Here is a 20,956-nt window from a genome sequence, read left to right on the forward strand (position 1 = left end):
TCATTATTCCATGGTTGCTAGGGGCTATAGTCCATTTAAGATACAAGCTGAATAGGTCTATTTAACTAAAATAATAAATCAACATCAGGACAATATTCGCGCTATGAATAAAGATTTATTATGCACGAATAGTAATAGATACAAGCAGATGGTTGCAATTAGAATTAGCACTAAAATGCAGATAAATTAGCATTGCTTATAACAAAAAGTAATAACAGTGCTAACTATCTATGAATAATATGTAAGAAAATTTACGCGAGACCATGCGCCAATGCTACCTTTGGATCAATTAATCCCTGCTGAACAAAAGTAGATAAATGAATTAATGCCTTTTTAGCAAGCGGAGGTAGATTATCAAAATCGATATTATCCAGTAAATTTTTTACTTCCAGACCAAGTTCAGTATCCCCTTGAATAGACAAATGTCGCTGGAAAAACAACGTGTCTGGATCTTCTTTACGTCCGGCAATTAATATCAATTGGTTGATATCCGCACTGAAACTCACGTCTTCACTGACTTGCTTTTCTGCAATTATTAATCTGTTTTGTGCAAAACTTAAATACCAGGAAAGTTGTAAATCAGTCACTTCTACTTTCAGCCATTTATCTTCTAAAAAGTCTAGATCACCATCTTCTATTGCTTCAGCAAAAATCGAATCTAATAAAGAGGAAAGTAATTTCTTCTGAATAACAAAGGGGACAAAAGATGCTGGCAATGCGAGAGCCTTGGGCGTATTCATGACCAACTGATGTTGCAAATTTGTGATAATTGATTTAAGCATAAATATCTCTTTATTAAATGATTACTTATTTTAATGAAAGACTCACTTATTATATTGGTTCAAATCAAATTTTACATATATTCATATAATATCTTATCAACCCTGCCCTATATCAATAAAAATAAATGTCAGTTTCTTACAATTCATCTACTTTATTTAGTTAGGAAATGTAATGGAACTCCTTTGCCCTGCAGGTAGTTTACCTGCCTTAAAAACAGCCATTGATTGTGGTGCAGATGCTGTTTATATAGGTTTAAAAGATGATACAAACGCGAGACATTTTGCCGGTTTAAATTTTAATGATAAAAAACTCATTAAAGGGGCACAATACGTTGCAGACCATAATAAACACCTGCATGTTGCCATTAATACCTTTGCTCATCCCGGTGGGGAAAAACGCTGGCAACACGCGGTAGACAAATGCGTTGATTTAGGTGCAAATGCAGCAATCATTGCTGATATTGCAACGCTAGATTATGCCGCCAATAAATATCCACAACTTGACCTACATTTGTCAGTGCAAGCATCGGCAACCAATAGTGCTGCAATCGCGTTCTATAAAGATAATTTTAATATAAAACGAGTTGTTCTTCCTCGCGTGCTCTCCATTGGACAAGTTAAACAGTTATCACGAAATACGGATGTACCGCTGGAAGTCTTTGCCTTTGGCAGTTTATGTATTATGGCAGAAGGACGTTGCTATTTATCTTCATATTTTACAGGGGAGTCCCCCAATACCGTCGGCGCCTGTTCACCAGCAAAATATGTTCGTTGGACAGAAACAGAGCAAGGTCTGGAATCAAGGCTCAATAATATTTTAATTGATCGCTATCAAGCTGGAGAAAAAGCGGGTTACCCGACCTTATGTAAAGGTCGATTTACTGTTTCTGATAATAATTATCACACGCTTGAAGAGCCTACAAGCTTAAATACGTTAGCTATGTTACCTGAGTTAATGCAGGCAAATATCTGCTCAGTAAAAATAGAAGGACGACAACGCAGCCCTGCCTATGTTGAGCAAATTACCCGAGTATGGCGCCAAGCAATAGACACCTATAAAGCAGCCCCAGACAGTTACCAAGTCAAAGATAGTTGGAATTCAATACTTGCCAATGTTTCTGAAGGCAGCCAAACCACGCTTGGTGCATATCATCGTAACTGGCAATAACATTTAAGGAAATAGCGTGAAATTAGCTTTAGGTCCAGTACTCTATTACTGGGAAAAAAAAACATTGGAAGATTACTATCAGCAAATCATTAAAAGTGAAGCTGATATTATTTATTTAGGTGAAACGGTTTGCAGTAAAAGAAGAGAATTAAAAACACGTGAATGGATAGAGCTTGCTAAAGAGTTAGCAAATTCAGGTAAAGAGATCGTTTTATCCACAATGGCTTTATTAGAAGCCCCGTCTGAAATTAAAATCCTGCGCCAATTATGTGAAAATGGTCTGTTTAAAGTGGAAGCAAATGATTTGGGAGCCATTAATATTCTTAGCGAACAGAAAGTTCCTTTCGTGTGCGGCCCTGCAATAAATTGTTATAACGCTGGTACCATTAAACTCTTTGTTAATAAAGGAATGCAACGTTGGGTTATGCCAGTAGAACTATCACGGGACTGGTTAATGAATATTACTAACGATTGCCATGCACTAGGTATTCGTGATCAGTTTGAAGTCGAAGTGTTTTCCCATGGTCACCTTCCTTTGGCCTATTCTGCGCGCTGTTTCACGGCTCGTTCTGAAAACAAAGGCAAAGACGAATGTGAATTGTGTTGCATAAAATATCCCCAAGGGCGCATAGTTACCACGCAAGAAGAACAGCAAATATTCGTATTAAATGGCATTCAAACACAATCAGGCTACTGCTATAACTTAATCAACGATTTACCTTCAATGGAAGGTTTAGTAGATATTGTACGCATAAGTCCATCCAGTGACGATAGCTTACCCGTTTTACAAAACTACAGTGCAATGCTTAATGGTAATGGGAAAAACGTTAAATTAAAGGCGACTGAGTGTAATGGGTTTTGGCATAATATCGCTGGATTAGAGAACGTTATCTAACAAAGTATCCCATGTGACTTCAAGATGCTTTATCTGCTACCAGCTCAGATAGATGCACAAGGGGTAGCATGGGTATAGAAAGGGTCAACACGGAAGGATATTCTCAGCTAATGCGTAATAAGTGAAAATTCACGCTATTTTATTGCCTATTTAGAAAGAAGTTATTGATTAATCGCGTCCCTCATAATATCTTACTAAAACAAGATATTAATCACACTCAGGGTAAAAAAGGATCAGTACATGAAAAAAATATGTTTAATTATGGCATTAGTCTCAACGCCTTTCCTACATGCTGGAGAGTTGGTGAGCACAAATGGCGTTGAAATCCTTGCTGTAGATGGTAAAAAAGTTAAACAACACCTATTCAGTTCAGATAAATTAGAGGTTGATGATGGACCACATCAAGTCGCCGTCATGTACAAAGGGCAATTTAAAAACTCGGATATAATCAGTAGTAAAATTCATATCTTTGATATCGACACACAGGGAGATACTGAAATTAGTATTAAACGTTTTGGCAATTCAATGCAGGCAAAAAATGCAATTAATAAAGGCATTGAGTGGATTGTAAAAAACGATGAGAAAACTACCATGGTTACTAATAGTGACATTATTTCCGGAGAAGGATTATTCCCAAATAGTAATGTTGAGAAATTAATCAGCGACTATAATCAACAGCACAACATTACAGTACAAACAGAGGCAGCTCCAGCAACTCTAGCAATGCCAGCAGCAACTGTACCAGCATTAACAACAACGACCGCAACGACAACTATCAATACTTCTAATACGGCACTATTAATAGAAACATATCAGAAAGCGAGCAAACAAGAGCAAAAAGCATTCAGAATGTGGTTGTTAGAACAAGACATGAAATAAAATTCAACTTGGTGTAGTAATTAATAATTACTACACCAAGCCCCCGTTGCTTCAAATCCTACAAATATTTTCAGGCTATTCCCACAACAAAGACAATTAATACGTGACAAACTGAATAAAACAAGTTAATTTACACTAAAAATTAAGTTGAATGTATTTGTTTGTAATAACAGTATTACCTTTTGTTACGTAACTTTGACGTATTTATTTGACTTAACCAAACGAATTATAGATTATAAATCAGTATTTTAAATACCCCTGTATTTATTGGGCTTGTCCTGATTTTTTGTACGGAAGTGATAATTTGTATAAGTTGATCTATATTAAACTATTGATTAAATTTATACGGTATTTTATCGCTACGAAATATGTTTTTAAAATCCTTGTTACATCTGTTTGATTTATTAAACAGTGTAATTCCATAACCTAAACTTATCGTAAATTAAGGTGTTATTATGTACCAAAAAACAGTAACTATTACGGCTCCAAACGGCCTTCATACTCGTCCTGCTGCTCAATTTGTTAAAGAAGCAAAATCTTTTGCCTCTGATATTACTGTTGAAGTAGGTGATAAGTCTGCAAGCGCTAAAAGTCTCTTTAAATTACAAACATTAGGCCTAACTCAAGGTACATCCGTAAACATCAAAGCTGAAGGCGCTGATGAACAAAAAGCAGTAGATACGTTAGTTGAATTAATGGCTACACTTGTATAGTTATCAATATAGCTACTTCGATCTCCGTTAGTATTTATTAGTATTTTATAGGATTAATTATGATATCAGGTATTCTTGCATCTCCAGGCATAACCTTTGCCAAAGCTTTGTTATTACAGGAAGATGAAATTTCAATCAACAACAGTAAAGTTCAAGATGTTGATAAAGAAATTGCTCGCTTCTTAGCTGGACGTGAAAAAGCGTCAGCTCAGCTCACTATCATCAAACAAAAAGCGTTGGAAACCTTTGGTGAAGAGAAAGAAGCTATCTTCGAAGGGCATATTATGCTTTTAGAAGATGAAGAGTTAGAAGATGATATTGTTGATTTTATAAAATCTAAAAAATGTACAGCTGACTTTGCTATTCATAAGATAGTTGAAGAAAATGCAACGATGCTACAAGAGCTAGAAGATCCGTACCTGCGTGAACGTGCTTCCGATTTTCGTGATATTGGAAGCCGTTTACTTAAAAACGTATTAGGTATTGAAATTGTTAACTTAAGCAACATTGCTGATGAAGTTGTTCTTATTGCTAACGATTTGACCCCTTCTGAGACGGCCCAAATTAACCTTGATAAAGTGCTTGGTTTTATTACTGATATTGGTGGTAGAACGTCGCATACTTCGATCATGGCTCGCTCTCTCGAAATACCTGCAATCGTCGGTACAAATGATATCACTAAACGTGTTAACAACGGTGATATGATTGTGCTAGATGCGATTAATAATAAAATTATTATTAATCCAACTGAAGCCGAGCTTAAAGAAGCTGAAAAAATCAAAGCTGTCTTTTTGGCAGAAAAAGCGGAATTAGCTAAATTAAAAGATTTACCTGCTACAACACTTGATGGGCATCAAGTAGAAGTTTGTGCAAATATAGGCACAGTAAAAGATACTGATGGCGCTAAACGCAATGGCGCTGAAGGTGTTGGACTTTATCGTACTGAATTTCTATTTATGGATAGAGACCAATTACCGACCGAAGACGAGCAATTTGTTGCCTATAAAGATGTGGTAGAGTCGTTAGAAGGTAAAGCTTGTATTATCCGTACTATGGATATCGGTGGCGATAAAGATCTGCCTTACCTAGACTTACCAACGGAAATGAATCCTTTCTTAGGCTGGCGTGCAATTCGTATCTGTTTCGACCGTCCTGAAATAATGAACCCGCAACTACGTGCATTATTAAGAGCATCTGCATTTGGTAAAATCCGAATCATGTTCCCAATGATTATCGCAGTAGAAGAGATCCGCAAGCTCAAAGATATTCTTAACGTACTTAAAGCGGAACTAACAGCAGAAAATAAAGCATTCGATGAAAATATTGAAATTGGTGTGATGATTGAAACACCTGCTGCAGCAGCTATCGCTCACCATTTAATTAAAGAAGTTGAGTTTTTCAGTATCGGAACAAATGACTTAACCCAATATACCCTAGCGGTTGACCGTGGTAATGAGCTTATCTCTGACTTATATAATCCACTTAGCCCTTCTGTGCTAACTATCATTAAAACCGTTATCGATGCTTCTCATGGCGCAGGTAAATGGACGGGCATGTGTGGTGAGTTAGCTGGTGATGAGCGTGCGACCTTACTACTACTGGGTATGGGACTTGATGAATTCTCGATGAGCGCGATTTCTATACCAACGGTTAAAAAAATCATTCGCAATACCAATTTCGCTGACGTAAAAGCGCTGGCAGATAAAGCATTGTCATTGGCTACAGCGGCTGAAATTGAAGCCTTAGTTAATGATTTCAATCAAACTAATGGTATTATTTAATTTTATAAGCAAAGGTTAATTGTCTGATTTAGTTACCTTTGCTATTATCTATTTATTATTAATCATTTGGAGTTAAATCATGGGTTTTTTCAATTCACTAAAAAAAGCCGTATCAGGTAGCGCACCTGTAGAAAATACTATTGATATCATTGCACCACTATCTGGTGAAATTGTTGCAATAGAAGATGTGCCAGATGTTGTTTTTGCAGAAAAAATTGTTGGTGATGGTATAGCAATTCGCCCAACAGGCAATAAAATGGTCGCACCTTGTGATGGTGAGATTGGTAAAATATTCGAAACTAACCATGCATTCTCTTTAGAGTCTGATACGGGCATCGAATTATTTGTTCACTTTGGTATCGATACCGTTGAACTTAAAGGTCAAGGCTTCACTCGTGTAGCGCAAGAAGGCCAAAAAGTTAAAATGGGTGACACTATCATCGAGTTTGATTTAGAGTTTTTACAAGAAAAAGCAAAATCGATATTAACGCCTGTGGTTATTTCAAACATGGACGAAATTAAAGAATTGAAAAAAATGTCAGGTACAGTTGTTGTTGCATCTGATCCGGTTCTTAAAATTATTAAATAATATTTACACCAATAATTATATTATAGAGTCGCTTAGGCGACTCTTATTTTTTCCCCTACTCTCATTAATTTTTGCTTTTTCATTCATCACCTTTTTACTGTAATTACTTTACTTGCTGCTGCTATTCTTTTTATTACTTGTTACAATCATTTCATTTTACAGAAGAATCAGTTATGGCTACCACACTTTTTGGCATCGTTAATTGCGATTCAATAAAAAAAACACAAAAATGGCTTTTACAGAATAATGTTTCATATCAATTTCATGACTACCGTAAAAATGGATTAAGTAAAACGTTACTTGAGAATATACTACAGCACATTAATTGGTCTGAATTATTAAACAAACGCAGTACCAGCTATAGAAATCTAAGTGAGCAACAAAAAGAATCGATTAATGAAGATACAATCATCGATTTGTTTATTGAATTCCCAACATTAATTAAACGCCCATTACTTGTTCATAAAAATAAATACCTTGTAGGTTTCAATATTAATGCCTATGAAAATCTCTTTTCAAAATAAGGAAATATCATGTCAGACAGCCCTGCTTTGGCGCTTTTAAAAGATTTAGTTAATAGACGCTCTATCACACCTAATGATGCAGGTTGCCAACAATTACTGATTTCTCGTTTAGAGAAGTTAGGCTTTATTTGTGAAGTAATGGTGTTTGAAGATACAACAAATCTATGGGCAAGAAGAGGAACAGAAAAACCTCTTTTTTGTTTTGCCGGTCATACAGATGTTGTCCCCCCAGGACCAGAAAGCAATTGGAAGTTTCCTCCTTTTTGCGCGACAGAACACGACGGCTACTTATATGGACGTGGTACAGCTGATATGAAAAGTGGCATTGCCGCTTTTATGATTGCACTTGAACAATTTATTGCCGCACATCAAGATCATAACGGCTCAATCGCATTACTTATAACAAGCGATGAAGAGGGACCATTTATCAATGGCACTACACGTGTCATTGATACTCTCGTTGCTCGCAATGAGCTCATCGATTTTTGTATCGTAGGTGAACCCTCAAGTTCAGTAAATGTTGGTGATACGATTAAAAATGGACGCAGAGGATCGTTAACAGCTGATTTGACTATACATGGTATTCAAGGACATGTTGCCTACCCTCACCTCGTTAATAACCCTATTCATAGCAGTGCGTTGGTATTATCAGACTTGGTAAATATTGAATGGGATAAAGGTAATGAATATTTTCCACCGACAAGCTTTCAAATTACTAACATTAACTCAGGAACAGGTGCAAGCAATGTCGTGCCGGGTGAAACTGTTGTACAGTGTAATTTCAGATATTCAACTGAACTGACTGCCGAGCAAATAATTGAAAAATTTGAAACAACACTTAAAAAACATAAAGCGAAGTATTCATTAAAATGGACCTTTAATGGCTCCCCATTTATTACAGAGCCTGGCTCTTTGACTGAAGCGGTCAGCCTAGCAATTAAAAATACAACGGGACTTGATAGCGAATTATCAACAAGCGGTGGCACATCTGACGCTCGATTTATTGCACCTACTGGTGCTCAAGTTATTGAACTCGGTCCATGTAATGCAACTATTCATAAGGTCGATGAATGTGTCAAAGTCAGTGACCTTGAAAAGCTGGTTACGATATATCATTTATCATTGATAAATTTATTAGCATGATAATCGAGCAATTAACGGGTCAAGTGACTTCTCATTTGAGTGAATTAAAAAATGGTATCTTAATTCATTCGAGTGTTATCCGTGATTTTTCTGCATTACAAAAAGCGGCTAAGCAAGCTAATTTCAATTTGCAAATTGCCAGTGGTTTTCGCAGCTTTGCTAGACAATCGCTCATCTGGAATAATAAATATTCAGGTAAAAGTGAACTACTTGATAAATTAGAGCACCCCATCGACATCAGTACAATCTCTGAATTAGAGAAATTACTCGCGATATTGCATTGGTCAGCTTTACCTGGCACGAGTAGGCATCATTGGGGAACTGACTTTGATCTCTATGACCCAGACCTATTACCAGAAAATGGCAAATTACAGTTAAAAGTAAGTGAATATACTAAAGATTACTTTTTGGAATTTAACGATTGGCTAACGGCTAACATCAACAATTATGGCTTTTATAGGCCATATCAAACATATAATAATGGTGTTGCTAGCGAACCTTGGCATATCAGTTACTTTCCTATTGCTAATAAAGCACTTAAGCAATTAGATCTAGACCACGTTCACCACTTAATAGACAAAAATAACATACTAGGTAAGTCGCTTATTTGCGAGCAATTACCTATGATATATGAGAGATTCATCAGCAATATTAATATTTATAATGGAGTATAACCATGTCTGAAAAGCGTAAATTTTCTCGCGTACATTTCACTGGCCAATGTTTTTTATCAGAGATAATTAATAATGAAGTCGTACAATGGCAGAGTGAACTTTTAGATATATCTTTAAAAGGTGCATTAGTGAAAGCGATCGATGATTTTACCTATAACGTCGACAAAGCCATCAAGTTAAATCTTAACCTAGAAGGCTCTGATGTAACTTTAGAAATATCAGGCGTACTATGCCATCAAGAAAATGGATTTATCGGGATTAAATTCGTCACCTTGGATATAGAAAGTATTACTCATCTAAAACGTTTAATTCAGTTAAATGTTGCAGATTCAGCGATCATGGATAGAGAAATATCTCAGCTCATCAATCCATAAATTAGAGAATATCAAACAGCAAATAATCAAATATGGATTTAACTAAATATAACTCCCAAATAAAAGAACTTATCTCGTTGCGTCATGAACCTGATTTCAACACGTTACTAGATAAAATTTTATTTGGGGAAAGTAACAGTCATAAATTTTTAATTAAGATGGAGCTTAATCGTTTAACGACACCTTGTAAACGAGTCATTGACCTTCGTGATAAAGTGCTAACGGAATGTTCTCCATACGATATAGAAAATATTAAGCATTATTTAACAATTGAAGCGCTTGCTATTTTTAAAAGCAATTTAGAACGTTACGGAGAATATACTATTGGCGTCTTTGAAGCAGTACATCAATATATTTCTGAGAAGAAACAGTTTGAATTGAATGCAAGCACACAAGTTATAAATAGCGATACAAAGAGTAGCATCGAATTATTAACTTTAATAAATAACCGTAAACGTGCGACACCACGGATGTATTTAGTTTCAATGGTAAACATTACATTAAGCGATGGAAAAAGTTTGCAGGCGCAAACCGCTAATATATCCACAACCGGTTTAAAAATAAAATTAACACATTATGTCCCGCTACGTAACGAAGAATTAGTTGAAGTTATGTTCACGGATCTGCGTCACTCTTTTCATGAGCCAGTCTTAAATAGTGCGATTAAATACAAAATCATTAAACAAAAAGAAAAAGAGAGTAAATTCTATCTTTACTTAACATTGTCCGATAACAATGATGACTTTAACCAATTTTTAAAACATTTTATACGTACCCATCATTACAAGTATAAGTTCGATGTTCACTACTATTATCAATTAGTCAAAATTGATGCATTGAAAATAAGTTATTTTAAGCAGTTAAATGCCTTACCGATTTACCTCAACTGTAATGAATATTCACCCATTTTATTTGCATTAAAAAACCATGTTAACAATAACATCCTTCAAGATTGGTTTTGTGATGGTGTAAACCAATTAGAGTTTTTATTTAACGAGCTGCGCTTTACCCAATTATGTGTCTATGCACAAACACGCCCAGCAACCACCTTGTATTCCTTTACTCATCAAGTACAAGGTAAAATATTTTTTATTTCAGCAACTGAAGAAGAGCTCCAACACTCAGGCTTAAAAACTCAGTTTTTACATTATGGCAGCCGCAAAGAAAGTTGGCGCACTTACCATTTTACGCTACAACCTTATCAATATCTTGAAAATAATCATTACCCACAAACAGATCTATTTCCACAACAATTTAAAAACATAACACATCTTGCAACTCTGCTCCCTTTAAATGATTCAACTATTACCTATAATCAACAAATCGACACTAAAGATATTAATAAAATAAATTGTTTTGTTCATAGAATAAATAAAATAAAAGGCTTCGATATTGTTGAGATGTTTACTGAAGAACGACGTATCGAGCCTCGCTATCTATTTAGTTGTAAAGTATTTGCAGTGCTTGAAGGTAAAAAACACAGCGGAACTTTAATTGATTTTTCATTAACAGGATTAAGAATAAAATTAGATAACAACATTGATATTAATGTTAATCACAAACTCACTGTAAATTTATTTGAACTACAGAAAATCGCAACAAATTATTCCTTAGAAAATTTAAAATATAAAGTTGTCCACCTATCTCCTGAAAATACCCTACATTTACAGGTAAACGACAAAGCATCTTCACTTACTACAAAAAATTTCTTTTCATTATTAGTTGAAAATAATAAAGATAAATTAAAGTGCTTACCATTAAATGAGAAACGTACTCCTTCGCAAAAAAGACTACTTGAGCTGAGCGAGTCATTTCTTAATAACGCTATTTTATTCATTCACAATGAAAAGAATTTACCAATAATTAAGTATGCTGCTATTAACCATGTAAAAAGCCCAATAAGTAAATTATTGAACAGACGCAATGGCAAACAATCCCTTTTGCAGGAGCTATTACTCGATAACGATTATTTATATGAGCGACTTATTACCAAGCCTGTAAAAGAAAATGATAGCAGTAACGATTGTATGGTTTACATCAAGGCGTATGAAAGAACGGCATCTGGAAAAGTCAGTGTATGCTCGAGTCTGATTTTAATTCTCCACAGGAAAGGTTACAGTTTATCAAATCAGCAAGCGATAAATACCACTTTTATGCCCTCTACTATCACTTAATAAATATTGATCCTATTAAGCTTGAAGTAAATAGTAATAGTCCAGAATTAAAACTCATTACACAATCATCAAAACATTTGCTTAAGAACTTGAAGGACGAGTTTTCTGAAATTGATACTTTAATTGAGTTAATTGACCGAACAGATCAAGTTTTGCAAAATTTAATAGTTCAGTGAGTGAAATAAAAAACTCCATTAAGTTTTTGATGGTAAGTTCATCAACTTAATGGAGAATTAGTAATAGCGCTATTCTTTTTTACTTTTGGATATGACGTACAGACTTTAAAAGCGTCAAAGAACGCGCATTTAGTTGTATGTTATCCTTTATATATTTTTGTTTATCCGCCGGTTCAGGTGAAGTGCAAGCGGTATTAATCTTTACTTTCCACGCATGTCCAACTGCTAAACTTGGCAAATTGCAGCCTATTTGATACGTTGAGGCATTGAAAACTAAAAACCATCGCTCTCCTGTTTGTTCTGCTTCATGTAATTCTAAAGCCAGTGCTTGTGAATTAGAAGCATGCCAATCAGATTCACTCATTACATAACCATCGGGATGATACCATCTAACCAGATCTGAGTTTTCACAACGGCCAATACAATCATCACTTAAAGCTAGGTGCCCAAATAAACGTGATTCACTCCGTATCTTTATGATCTTACTCGTAAATTCAAGTAACGCTTGATCCGCTTTCGACAAATCCCAATTTAGCCAACTAATTTTATTATCTTGGCAATAGGCATTATTATTACCCGATTGCGTATTCCCCATCTCATCACCCGCTAAAAAATGTGGTGTGCCTTGAGATAATATTAAACTAGTGATCAAATTCCGTTTTTGCTGCTCGCGTAGTTGATTAATTCGCTCATTGTCAGTTTTACCTTCCGCCCCATAATTATAAGATAAATTATGTCCATGCCCATCGCGATTATTTTCACAATTATCAAGGTTATGACGAGAATTATATGAAACTAAATCATGCAAAGTAAATCCATCGTGGTAACTGATGAAATTAACACTCGTTGAGTTTGAACGAAAACGTTTCGCGAAAACATCACGTGATCCTAATAAACGCGTAGCTAATTCAGCGACATGCCCAGTATCACCACGCCAGAATGAACGCAGTGTATCTCTATAACGATCATTACACTCTAACCAGTTATTTGGAAATCCACCTAAGCAATAACCACCAGGACCAATATCCCAAGGCTCTGCAATTAGTTTAACATTACTTAAAACAGGATCTTGTAGGATCGCTTTAAAAAATGCACTTTGACTATTAAAGGCTCCATTTTCACGGGCAAGTGTTGTTGCCAAATCAAAACGGAAACCATCAACTTGCATTTCTGTAACCCAATAACGTAACGAGTCAAGTACCAGTTTCAATGTCCACGAATAATCCATATTAACGGTATTACCACAACCAGAATGGTTACTATATTGCGTGTAATTTTTATCATCAATGTAGTTATCATTCTCAAAACTATAGTAATTGCGATTATCAAAACCTTTCAAGCTGAGAATGAGTCCATCATTACCTGATTCAGCAGTATGGTTATAGACAACGTCTAAAATGACTTCAATACCTGCCTCATGCAGCTCTCGTACCATGGTCTTAAATTCGTTAACTGCATCATATTGTGCATAACGGCAATCAGGCGCAAAAAAACAAATTGGGTTATATCCCCAATAATTGGTCAGTTGCAAATCTTTCAAACGCGTTTCACTAGTAAAGCTAAAAATTGGCATTATTTGTAAACTAGTGATCCCGAGTTTTTTGTAATGTGCAATGCTAGCAGGATCTGATAGCCCTAAATACTTACCTCGCTTTTCAAGCGGCACGTTGTTATTAAGTTGACTAAATCCTTTTACATGAACTTCATAAAGAATACGGTCATACTCTTCAATGGCAGGTTTGCTTACCCCCTGCCAATCAAAGGCATCGTCCACGACGACAGATTTAACAACTTGTGAATCATCATCGTCGCTTTGAGCTTGTTGAAAACTATGCTGCACACCGCTTAGCGCTTTAGCATAGGGATCAATTAACAAATTATTGCTGTTAAATAATAAACCAATTTCCGGTTGAAAATCTCCGTATACACGGTATCCGTAACGTTGCCCTGCTTTGACATCATTAACAAAAATGCTCCAAAGATGTCCCTGCTTTACATCTAAAGGGTATCTAGCAATCTCTTTTTCATAGGCATTGAAAAGACATAATTCAACACGATATGCACCTAGACTATAGACTGAAAAATTACACCCATCCGCGGTCAACTTGGTGCCAAGCGGATGGAATTGCGGCTTCCCTATAGAAAATGGATGATCATGTCTATCAAGTATAAGCAATTTATCGATCAATTATTTATCCTTTTTTGGTTAAATATACCGTTGATAACGGAGGTAAATTTAATATAAATGAGTATGGTTTTCCTTGCCATTCCTGTTCTTCAGCAACAAAAACGCCTAATTTGTCACCCATAATAAAATTACTACCCCAATAATAGTGGCTATCGGTATTTAAAATAACTTCATAATCCCCTAGTTCATCAACGGAACTCGATATGCTTCTCGAGGTACTGGTGTGAAATTGGATAAACAGATAATAGTTTTATCTTGTTTTAAATTATGGCGTACAAAAGAAAAAACACTATTCTCACCATCACTATGATCCAACCAAGCAAAACCTTCTGCCTGATAATCGCCTTCATAGAAAGCGGCATTGTTTTTGTAAAGGTGATTTAAATCAGCAACCAACTTCTGTTGCCCTTTGTGTTTTTCATATTGTAACAGATCCCAATCGAGACCTGTGTTATGGTTCCATTCACGTACTTGCGCAAATTCAGTCCCCATAAAATTAAGCTTTTTACCCGGATGCGCATACATAAAGCCCATATATGCACGTAAATTAGCGGCTGTTTGCCACTCATCACCCGGCATTTTATCAAGCATACTCTTCTTACCATGTACAACTTCATCGTGTGAAATCGGTAATACGAAGTGCTCATTATAATGGTAAACCATTGAGAATGTCATTTCATGATGATGATATTTTCTATACATAGGATCTTCTTGCATATAACTTAAAGTATCATGCATCCAGCCCATATTCCATTTAAAGCCAAAACCTAGACCACCATCGAAGGTTGGTTTAGAGACTCCAGCAAAGGCGGTAGACTCTTCAGCGATAGTCATCGCATTAGGATATTGGCGATAAACTTCTTCATTAAACCATTTTAGCAAACTGATCGCTTCATAGTTATGATTACCGCCATCAACGTTTGGCACCCACTCCCCTTCGTTGCGCGAATAATCCCAATAAAGCATAGAGGCGACGGCATCTACACGCAGTCCATCTACATGGAACTTATCAAGCCAAATAAGTGCACTTGCGACAAGAAATTGACGTACATTATCGCGACCGAAATCGTAGATGTAAGAATTCCAATCGGGATGCCAACCACGGCGAGGATCTTCATACTCATATAAAGGAGTGCCATCGAAACGAGCAAGACCATGAGGGTCTGATGGGAAATGTGCAGGCACCCAATCGACAATAATACCAATACCCGCTTGGTGACATTTATCAATAAAGAATTTTAAATCATCAGCATTGCCAAAACGACTCGTTGCGGCAAATAAACCTACTGGTTGGTAGCCCCAAGAGCCATCAAATGGAAACTCAGAAATAGGCATAACTTCAAGATGTGTATAACCCATTTCAATAATATAGGGGATTAGTTCGTCAGCAAGCTCCCGGTAAGTAAGCATCCGTTCAACGCCATCTTCCTGTTTACGCTTCCAAGACCCTAAGTGGACTTCATAAATACTCATTGCAGAAAAGCGTTTATCACCGCTTTGTGATGCTTGCCACGCTTGGTCATTCCACTGATAAGCATCGTGATCAACAACGATTGATGCATGAGATGGATATTGTTCCGCTTGGAATCCGACAGGATCCGCTTTATGCGGCAAACGATTGCCAAGGCCATCTTTTAATTCATACTTATACGCACAACCAACATGTAAATCTGGTACAAATAATACCCAATGACCACACCAGCTACGTTGCATCGGCTGGCGCTGACCATCCCAATGGTTAATTTGCGTTATTAAACTGACACTCATCGCATTAGGAGCATAAACGATAAAGCGCACCCCTTTCACCTGTTGGTCACCACAATTAACCGTTTTTAATTGTGCTCCTAAGGTTTGATAAACATTTTGTGGGGCTTCATGCAATGTAGACAACCCATCAAAAGCAATATCATGAAATTGGTACGGATCAATAAAACGGTAAGAGGCATCTTTATAGATTGCATTTAATTCATAATTAAATTTTTCTACAAGCTCAGGAAATTCTAATTCAAATAAGCCTGTATCATCGATGCGCTTTAGTGTTGATTTAACAGTATCGGAACCTAAGTCATATAACTCAACGTCTAGTGCATCTGGTAACCAAACACGTAAAAGAAAACCTTTCTTATTCGGATTAGCGATTAAACCTAATTGTTCAAATGGATTTGATAACTTGGCTTCTTTGAGTAGGGAAATTAACGCTGTTTTATCTATATGACCGATAGGCTTTTCAACGGTAGTTTTTTTGACTGCTGTTTTTTTTACTGCGGATTTTTTAACTACGGGTTTCTTAGTCGCTACTTTAGTTGGCTTTACTACTTTAGACGGTTTTTTTTTCGTTGGTTTAGCTACTTTTTCATTCATACAATCTAGGATCCCATAAGTTATTTAATATCACTAAAGCAAATGCTACCTAAAAATTAGGTAGCATACTCTCTCTTTTATCTATGTCTCGCATTGGTTAAGTTTTCACACAATACTTTTATACCATCATTATTAAATAATTGTTCTAAAGTTTGTGATAACTTACGTTGCCAATTACGATACTCATCGCTCGTACCTGGTACGTTAACAGGTTGGTCCATCTGCAAAAAGTCTTCTAATTGTAGACTTAATAACGCTGAACTACCTGTTGCAAGATGTGTTTGCAATGCAAAATTGAGTGTTTGATCCATTCCAACATATAGTGCATCGCGCGGGTAATCCGCAGGCAAACTACCATGACCATGTAAACTATCTAATATTTTTTGTTTACAGATCAAACGGTCATTCAGTAATGTTTCATAAATAGCTTGATCAGGGTAAAGACCTAATTGACGTCCTAAATGCAAATCTTCACAATGCCAAAAGCCTTTGATTGTCGGCATATCATGCGTTGATAGGGTTGCCATCGCCTGTCCTGCATAATGTTCAGGAGAAATATAGCCACCATCTTCAGCTTGCTCAAAAAAGAACACTTTATATGAGTAAACACCCGCTTCTTTTAGTAGAACATCAATACCATCAGGTACTGTCCCTAAATCTTCACCGATAACAAGACATTCATTACGTACACTTTCTAATGCAAGCAGGTTGAGCATATCTTCAACTTGATAATAGATATATGCACCTTTATCTGCACTTGCCCCCTCTGGTACCCACCATAATCGCAATAATGCCATAACATGGTCAATACGCAATGCACCACAATGACTCATATTTGACTTTAATAAATCAATAAATGGTTGATATGCAGTTTCCTGTAATTGGTCGGGTGCAATGGCGGCAAACCCCAGCTTTGACCTAGAGGACCAAGAATATCGGGTGGAGCACCAACACTAATGTGTTCACAATATAGTGAATGATTAGCCCAAATTTCAGAACTACTCACACCAACACCGACAGCTAAGTCACGATAGATGCCTAAGGTCATTCCTAAAGACTTAGCGACTTTATCAGCCTCTTCTAATTGTAATTCAGCAACCCACTGTGTATAGCACCAAAATAATACTTCAGCTTCATTTTCTTTGATCCAGGTTTGCGCTGCTTCATTCTGGAAAGCTTGGAATGCTTCAGGCCACACAGGCCAGCCCCAAGAATTAGCATCTTTTTCTAAGAAATAGAATTGCAATGCGTCATAACTTGCTTGCTGAATCAGTGATTCACCTTTTTCGTCGACATATTGTGTAAATGCATTCAAACGGACAGCACTTTCAGCGCTTTGATCGTTAAGGGTTGCAAAAAGGTCACGCAGAGCAGACAGTTTTAATGCTGTTACTTCTTCGTAATTTACCCAATCGGTGTTACGTAATGCGGTAAGTTTTTGTTTAAAATCGTCACTTGATACTTTTGTTTTTAATGCAGAATTACGCGTGAACTCATCAACAGCCGTTATATCCGTGTATAAGATATTTAACCATTTTCTTGATGATGGACTATATGGGCTGACATTACTTGGTTGTGATGGAGACAATGCATGAATTGGATTTAGACCAATAAATTCTCCCCCATTTTCTTTTGTTTTAGCAAGTAATAATTTCAAATCAGAGAAATCACCGATACCCCAGTTTGCTTCACTTTTTAAGCAATATAGCTGGACACTAGTACCCCATAATTTTTCACCTTGCTCAATCGCTTTTGGTGTATAGCAGCTTTTTGGTGTAACAATGAATGACATCGTCGCCATTGCTTCATCAATATTCGCTTCAAACAGCGATAATGAGTGGTAACCAAATGGAAGGTCAACCGCTAAAGTTACTGAGTAACATTGGTACTCTATATCTGATATAATTTTAGTTGCTACAAGCGGAAAATTAGTCGCACAAATTTGATGAACAGATTCGCTTTTATCTTCAAGTATAAACTTGCAGGTTATTTCTTGAGCCGCTAGGTCAATCGGCAAACGAACTTCAATGACATATTCACTATTTTTCTGACAAACAATCACGGGCGATAATGGCGATAACCAATGTCTTTTCTCATGTTCGTTGTAGTGGGACATTAATTGAGCATCATCTGAGGAATCAAATCCCATTTTATCAATAATGCTACGTATATTTTCCTCTGTCACCTGTGCTGGATTTCCCCATGCATCAACAAAGTTAGGATTAATACTTTTTAATCCCATAAACATATCTAAAGTAGAAGTGGTCATAAAACACCTTATTTTAATTTTTTAAAATATTACAAAGCTTTAATATGGACCATTAAATAAATCACTTAGTTAAACAGTAATTTATAAATAATGAATCTATATATCAGATATTAACATCCTGTAAATTCAACCTATAGAACAGAATATATAAATATAATTATCTCTAAAATAGATTTCGAGATAAAACTAATCATTAGCCTTAAACTAAATCAATATATTAATGTTATTGATATAGCAATCTATAGTCACGTTCTTTTTTTTATGTATACGTTACCAATCAAATTCATTATTATGTTTTTACTTTATATCAAAGTTAATACAACATAATTTGTGAGCTTGCGGTTTAAGATAATATAAAAAAGATTGTTTTTTACACTGTAAGAAAATTGGATAAGTACTTTTAGTTTTCCTCAATATATAAAAATTATCACGAGTATAGTATTGATGTTTTGATTTAACCCGTTAATTCTAACTAAATATGGTTATACTAAAATAAGAGTATGTTTTAGTTTCCAGCTGATTTTATTAAAAAAGATTTTAGGAGCAATATATGATTTCTCAGCTCAGTTTAAATAAATCTAAACAACTATCGACTTCTGTAAGTTTGCAGACTGATGAACAAGGTGCTGAATACTTAGTGGTTGAGCATGCCAAGTTAGAGGCTAGTTTCTCATTATTTGGTGCGCATCTATTGCATTTTAAGTTAATGGGGCAAGAACCCATTATATGGTTAAGTGATAACGCCGTTTTTAATACCCAAAATGCCATTCGCGGCGGTGTACCTATATGTTGGCCTTGGTTTGGCCCAGCAAATAAATCATTAGGTGATAACTTACCATCCCATGGTTTTGCTCGTAATAGTTTTTGGTCTATTGGAAATGTTACCGAATTACCTCATAACGCAGGTGTCGAGATAACATTTTTATTAAAAGAAAATGAACAAACATTAAAACTTTGGCCTTTCCATTTTGAACTCTGCTTGACAGCCACGTTAACCGATACCTTAAAACTTGATTTGCAATGTACTAATACTGGCAAACACCCCTTTGCAATGACCGCTGCTCTTCATACCTATTTTAATATTAGTAGCCCTAACCAATGCTCTATTGTTGGACTTGGTGAGGCCTACGTGGATAAATTGAATAAAAACGACTTACAGGTATTTACTGGCGATTTAAAGATCAGTGGCGCAATAGACCGAATTTATAGTAAAGCAAAGGATGTAATCTTTATTGAAGACCACGCATTTAATCGTAGGATTGCGATTACTAATACGGGTAATGATTCTGACGTTGTATGGACACCATGGATCGCTGGCGCTAAATCATTCTCAGATATGTCAGATGATGGGTACCTGACAATGGTTTGTGTTGAATCGACTATTACGAATACCAATAGTGTTAAATTAGCACCAAGTGAATCACATCATTTAATTACTGACATTACCTCTATTCCACAATAATTAATTGTTCAATATTAGGAAGCCTATCACTAATGTTAGGCATCCTATTTAAATAGAAAAAAAATTTACAACTCAGATAAGGTTTGCTTTATCTGATCCGTACTAGCATGGCGTATATCCTTACCTTTTACTAAAAAGATAACATGCTCGCTAACATTTTTAGAGTGATCGCCAATACGCTCTAATGCTCGGGCACACCATGTAATACGTAATGAGTTTTTCACCTCGCGTGGATCTTCCATCATTTTGGTGATTAACAATCTTGATATATTGTCAAACTCCTCATCGATATTTTTATCCTGCTCTAAGGCGCGTAATGCAGCATCAACATTTAACGTGGCGTAAGCTAAAAGTGATAAACGTAGATTAGTAATAACATGTTCACCAAGATGCTTTAATTCGTTAAATTGACGAATATTTTTGTCTGAGTTAATTATTTTTAGTGCATTTTTGCCTAATTTTATTGCCTCATCGCCAATTCTTTCGATATCGGTGATGGTTTTGATCACACATAAAATCAGGCGTAAATCACTCGCTGTTGGCTGCCGCGTTGCTAATATATGGGTACAGGCAACATCAATTTTAATTTCTAATTGATTTACTTTTTTATCATTTGCGATAACTTGCTCAGCAAGTTCGGCATTGAGGTTTAAGAGGCATTCTAAACCATCTTCTACCTGCTTAAAAACCAATTCACCCATTTCAGTTAGCATAGAGCGTATCTGTTCAAGTTCTTGGTTATAGCGCTTTGATATATGGCTTGTGATATTTAAATCTGTTTTCATTTTTTACTCCTGTTAGTCA

Annotated in this window: 15 protein-coding genes and 2 pseudogenes; 12 read left to right on the top strand and 5 right to left on the bottom strand. The window is 35.9% G+C overall.

What is annotated here, in order from left to right; all coding sequences use genetic code 11:
* Window positions 1-251 precede the first annotated feature (251 nt).
* The gene (locus AB2N10_RS05850) at window positions 252-782 is read right to left on the bottom strand and encodes an SCP2 sterol-binding domain-containing protein (RefSeq protein WP_354625241.1); all 531 of its coding nucleotides are present in this window, start codon (window positions 780-782) and stop codon (window positions 252-254) included.
* 172 nt (window positions 783-954) lie between these two features.
* On the opposite strand from AB2N10_RS05850, the gene AB2N10_RS05855 reads away from it, so the two are divergent.
* From AB2N10_RS05855 to AB2N10_RS05905, 11 genes are all read left to right on the top strand, one after another.
* Entirely contained in the window at window positions 955-1,950 is a 996-nt protein-coding gene (locus AB2N10_RS05855; protein WP_354625240.1) for a peptidase U32 family protein, read from the top strand.
* Window positions 1,951-1,966: 16 nt separating this feature from the next.
* The gene (locus AB2N10_RS05860; protein ID WP_354625239.1) at window positions 1,967-2,845 is read left to right on the top strand and encodes a U32 family peptidase; all 879 of its coding nucleotides are present in this window, start codon (window positions 1,967-1,969) and stop codon (window positions 2,843-2,845) included.
* Between the two features lie 240 nt (window positions 2,846-3,085).
* Entirely contained in the window at window positions 3,086-3,724 is a 639-nt protein-coding gene (locus tag AB2N10_RS05865; RefSeq protein WP_354625238.1) for a DUF2057 family protein, read from the top strand.
* 455 nt (window positions 3,725-4,179) lie between these two features.
* Window positions 4,180-4,437: an HPr family phosphocarrier protein gene (locus AB2N10_RS05870; protein ID WP_354625237.1), complete on the top strand. Its 258-nt coding sequence runs from the start codon at window positions 4,180-4,182 to the stop codon at window positions 4,435-4,437.
* Between the two features lie 59 nt (window positions 4,438-4,496).
* A complete protein-coding gene (ptsI, locus tag AB2N10_RS05875) occupies window positions 4,497-6,218 on the top strand; it encodes a phosphoenolpyruvate-protein phosphotransferase PtsI (RefSeq protein WP_354625236.1) in 1,722 nt (573 codons plus the stop codon).
* Window positions 6,219-6,297: 79 nt separating this feature from the next.
* Window positions 6,298-6,807 carry a PTS glucose transporter subunit IIA gene (gene crr / locus AB2N10_RS05880; RefSeq protein ID WP_354625235.1) on the top strand — a complete coding sequence of 170 codons (510 nt, stop codon included), beginning with the start codon at window positions 6,298-6,300 and terminating at the stop codon, window positions 6,805-6,807.
* A gap of 173 nt (window positions 6,808-6,980) precedes the next feature.
* Complete coding sequence (locus AB2N10_RS05885) at window positions 6,981-7,331, top strand: ArsC family reductase (protein ID WP_354625234.1); 351 nt, start codon at window positions 6,981-6,983, stop codon at window positions 7,329-7,331.
* 9 nt (window positions 7,332-7,340) lie between these two features.
* Window positions 7,341-8,474, top strand: coding sequence for a succinyl-diaminopimelate desuccinylase (dapE, locus tag AB2N10_RS05890; RefSeq protein WP_354625233.1), 1,134 nt, complete (start codon window positions 7,341-7,343; stop codon window positions 8,472-8,474).
* Window positions 8,471-9,148, top strand: a complete 678-nt coding sequence (locus AB2N10_RS05895) for a M15 family metallopeptidase (protein ID WP_369434482.1) — start codon at window positions 8,471-8,473, stop codon at window positions 9,146-9,148. The genes dapE and AB2N10_RS05895 overlap by 4 nt, the downstream gene beginning before the upstream one ends.
* Window positions 9,149-9,150: 2 nt before the next feature.
* On the top strand, window positions 9,151-9,522 hold the full coding sequence (locus AB2N10_RS05900; protein ID WP_354625231.1) for a PilZ domain-containing protein: 372 nt from the start codon (window positions 9,151-9,153) through the stop codon (window positions 9,520-9,522).
* Window positions 9,523-9,554: 32 nt separating this feature from the next.
* Window positions 9,555-11,696 (top strand): PilZ domain-containing protein, encoded by a 2,142-nt coding sequence (locus AB2N10_RS05905; RefSeq protein WP_369434483.1) that lies wholly within the window; start codon window positions 9,555-9,557, stop codon window positions 11,694-11,696.
* A gap of 255 nt (window positions 11,697-11,951) precedes the next feature.
* Here AB2N10_RS05905 and glgX read toward each other — a convergent pair whose 3' ends face one another.
* The 3 genes and pseudogenes from glgX to malQ all read right to left on the bottom strand — a co-directional run bounded on the left by glgX (window position 11,952) and on the right by malQ (window position 18,690).
* Window positions 11,952-14,060 (bottom strand): glycogen debranching protein GlgX, encoded by a 2,109-nt coding sequence (gene glgX / locus AB2N10_RS05910; RefSeq protein WP_354625229.1) that lies wholly within the window; start codon window positions 14,058-14,060, stop codon window positions 11,952-11,954.
* Window positions 14,061-14,064: 4 nt separating this feature from the next.
* Window positions 14,065-16,421: pseudogene (gene glgB / locus AB2N10_RS05915) on the bottom strand (1,4-alpha-glucan branching protein GlgB).
* A gap of 77 nt (window positions 16,422-16,498) precedes the next feature.
* Window positions 16,499-18,690: pseudogene (malQ, locus tag AB2N10_RS05920) on the bottom strand (4-alpha-glucanotransferase).
* A gap of 550 nt (window positions 18,691-19,240) precedes the next feature.
* Here malQ and AB2N10_RS05925 point away from each other — a divergent pair.
* Complete coding sequence (locus tag AB2N10_RS05925) at window positions 19,241-20,152, top strand: D-hexose-6-phosphate mutarotase (protein ID WP_354625227.1); 912 nt, start codon at window positions 19,241-19,243, stop codon at window positions 20,150-20,152.
* A gap of 65 nt (window positions 20,153-20,217) precedes the next feature.
* Here the strand turns inward: AB2N10_RS05925 and phoU are convergent, their stop codons facing one another.
* Complete coding sequence (phoU, locus tag AB2N10_RS05930) at window positions 20,218-20,937, bottom strand: phosphate signaling complex protein PhoU (protein WP_354625226.1); 720 nt, start codon at window positions 20,935-20,937, stop codon at window positions 20,218-20,220.
* Between the last annotated feature and the right edge of the window lie 19 nt (window positions 20,938-20,956).

The organism is Psychromonas sp. MME1 (assembly GCF_041080865.1).
Lineage (GTDB): Bacteria > Pseudomonadota > Gammaproteobacteria > Enterobacterales > Psychromonadaceae > Psychromonas.

Excerpts from the sequence above, each read along its gene's own strand:
- phoU (WP_354625226.1), bottom strand. The coding sequence starts at position 20,937 with ATGAAAACAGATTTAAATATCACAAGCCATATATCAAAGCGCTATAAC.
- dapE (WP_354625233.1), top strand. The coding sequence starts at position 7,341 with ATGTCAGACAGCCCTGCTTTGGCGCTTTTAAAAGATTTAGTTAATAGA.
- AB2N10_RS05885 (WP_354625234.1), top strand. The coding sequence starts at position 6,981 with ATGGCTACCACACTTTTTGGCATCGTTAATTGCGATTCAATAAAAAAA.
- AB2N10_RS05850 (WP_354625241.1), bottom strand. The coding sequence starts at position 782 with ATGCTTAAATCAATTATCACAAATTTGCAACATCAGTTGGTCATGAAT.
- crr (WP_354625235.1), top strand. The coding sequence starts at position 6,298 with ATGGGTTTTTTCAATTCACTAAAAAAAGCCGTATCAGGTAGCGCACCT.
- AB2N10_RS05900 (WP_354625231.1), top strand. The coding sequence starts at position 9,151 with ATGTCTGAAAAGCGTAAATTTTCTCGCGTACATTTCACTGGCCAATGT.
- AB2N10_RS05905 (WP_369434483.1), top strand. The coding sequence starts at position 9,555 with ATGGATTTAACTAAATATAACTCCCAAATAAAAGAACTTATCTCGTTG.
- AB2N10_RS05895 (WP_369434482.1), top strand. The coding sequence starts at position 8,471 with ATGATAATCGAGCAATTAACGGGTCAAGTGACTTCTCATTTGAGTGAA.
- AB2N10_RS05925 (WP_354625227.1), top strand. The coding sequence starts at position 19,241 with ATGATTTCTCAGCTCAGTTTAAATAAATCTAAACAACTATCGACTTCT.
- AB2N10_RS05865 (WP_354625238.1), top strand. The coding sequence starts at position 3,086 with ATGAAAAAAATATGTTTAATTATGGCATTAGTCTCAACGCCTTTCCTA.
- ptsI (WP_354625236.1), top strand. The coding sequence starts at position 4,497 with ATGATATCAGGTATTCTTGCATCTCCAGGCATAACCTTTGCCAAAGCT.
- AB2N10_RS05870 (WP_354625237.1), top strand. The coding sequence starts at position 4,180 with ATGTACCAAAAAACAGTAACTATTACGGCTCCAAACGGCCTTCATACT.
- AB2N10_RS05855 (WP_354625240.1), top strand. The coding sequence starts at position 955 with ATGGAACTCCTTTGCCCTGCAGGTAGTTTACCTGCCTTAAAAACAGCC.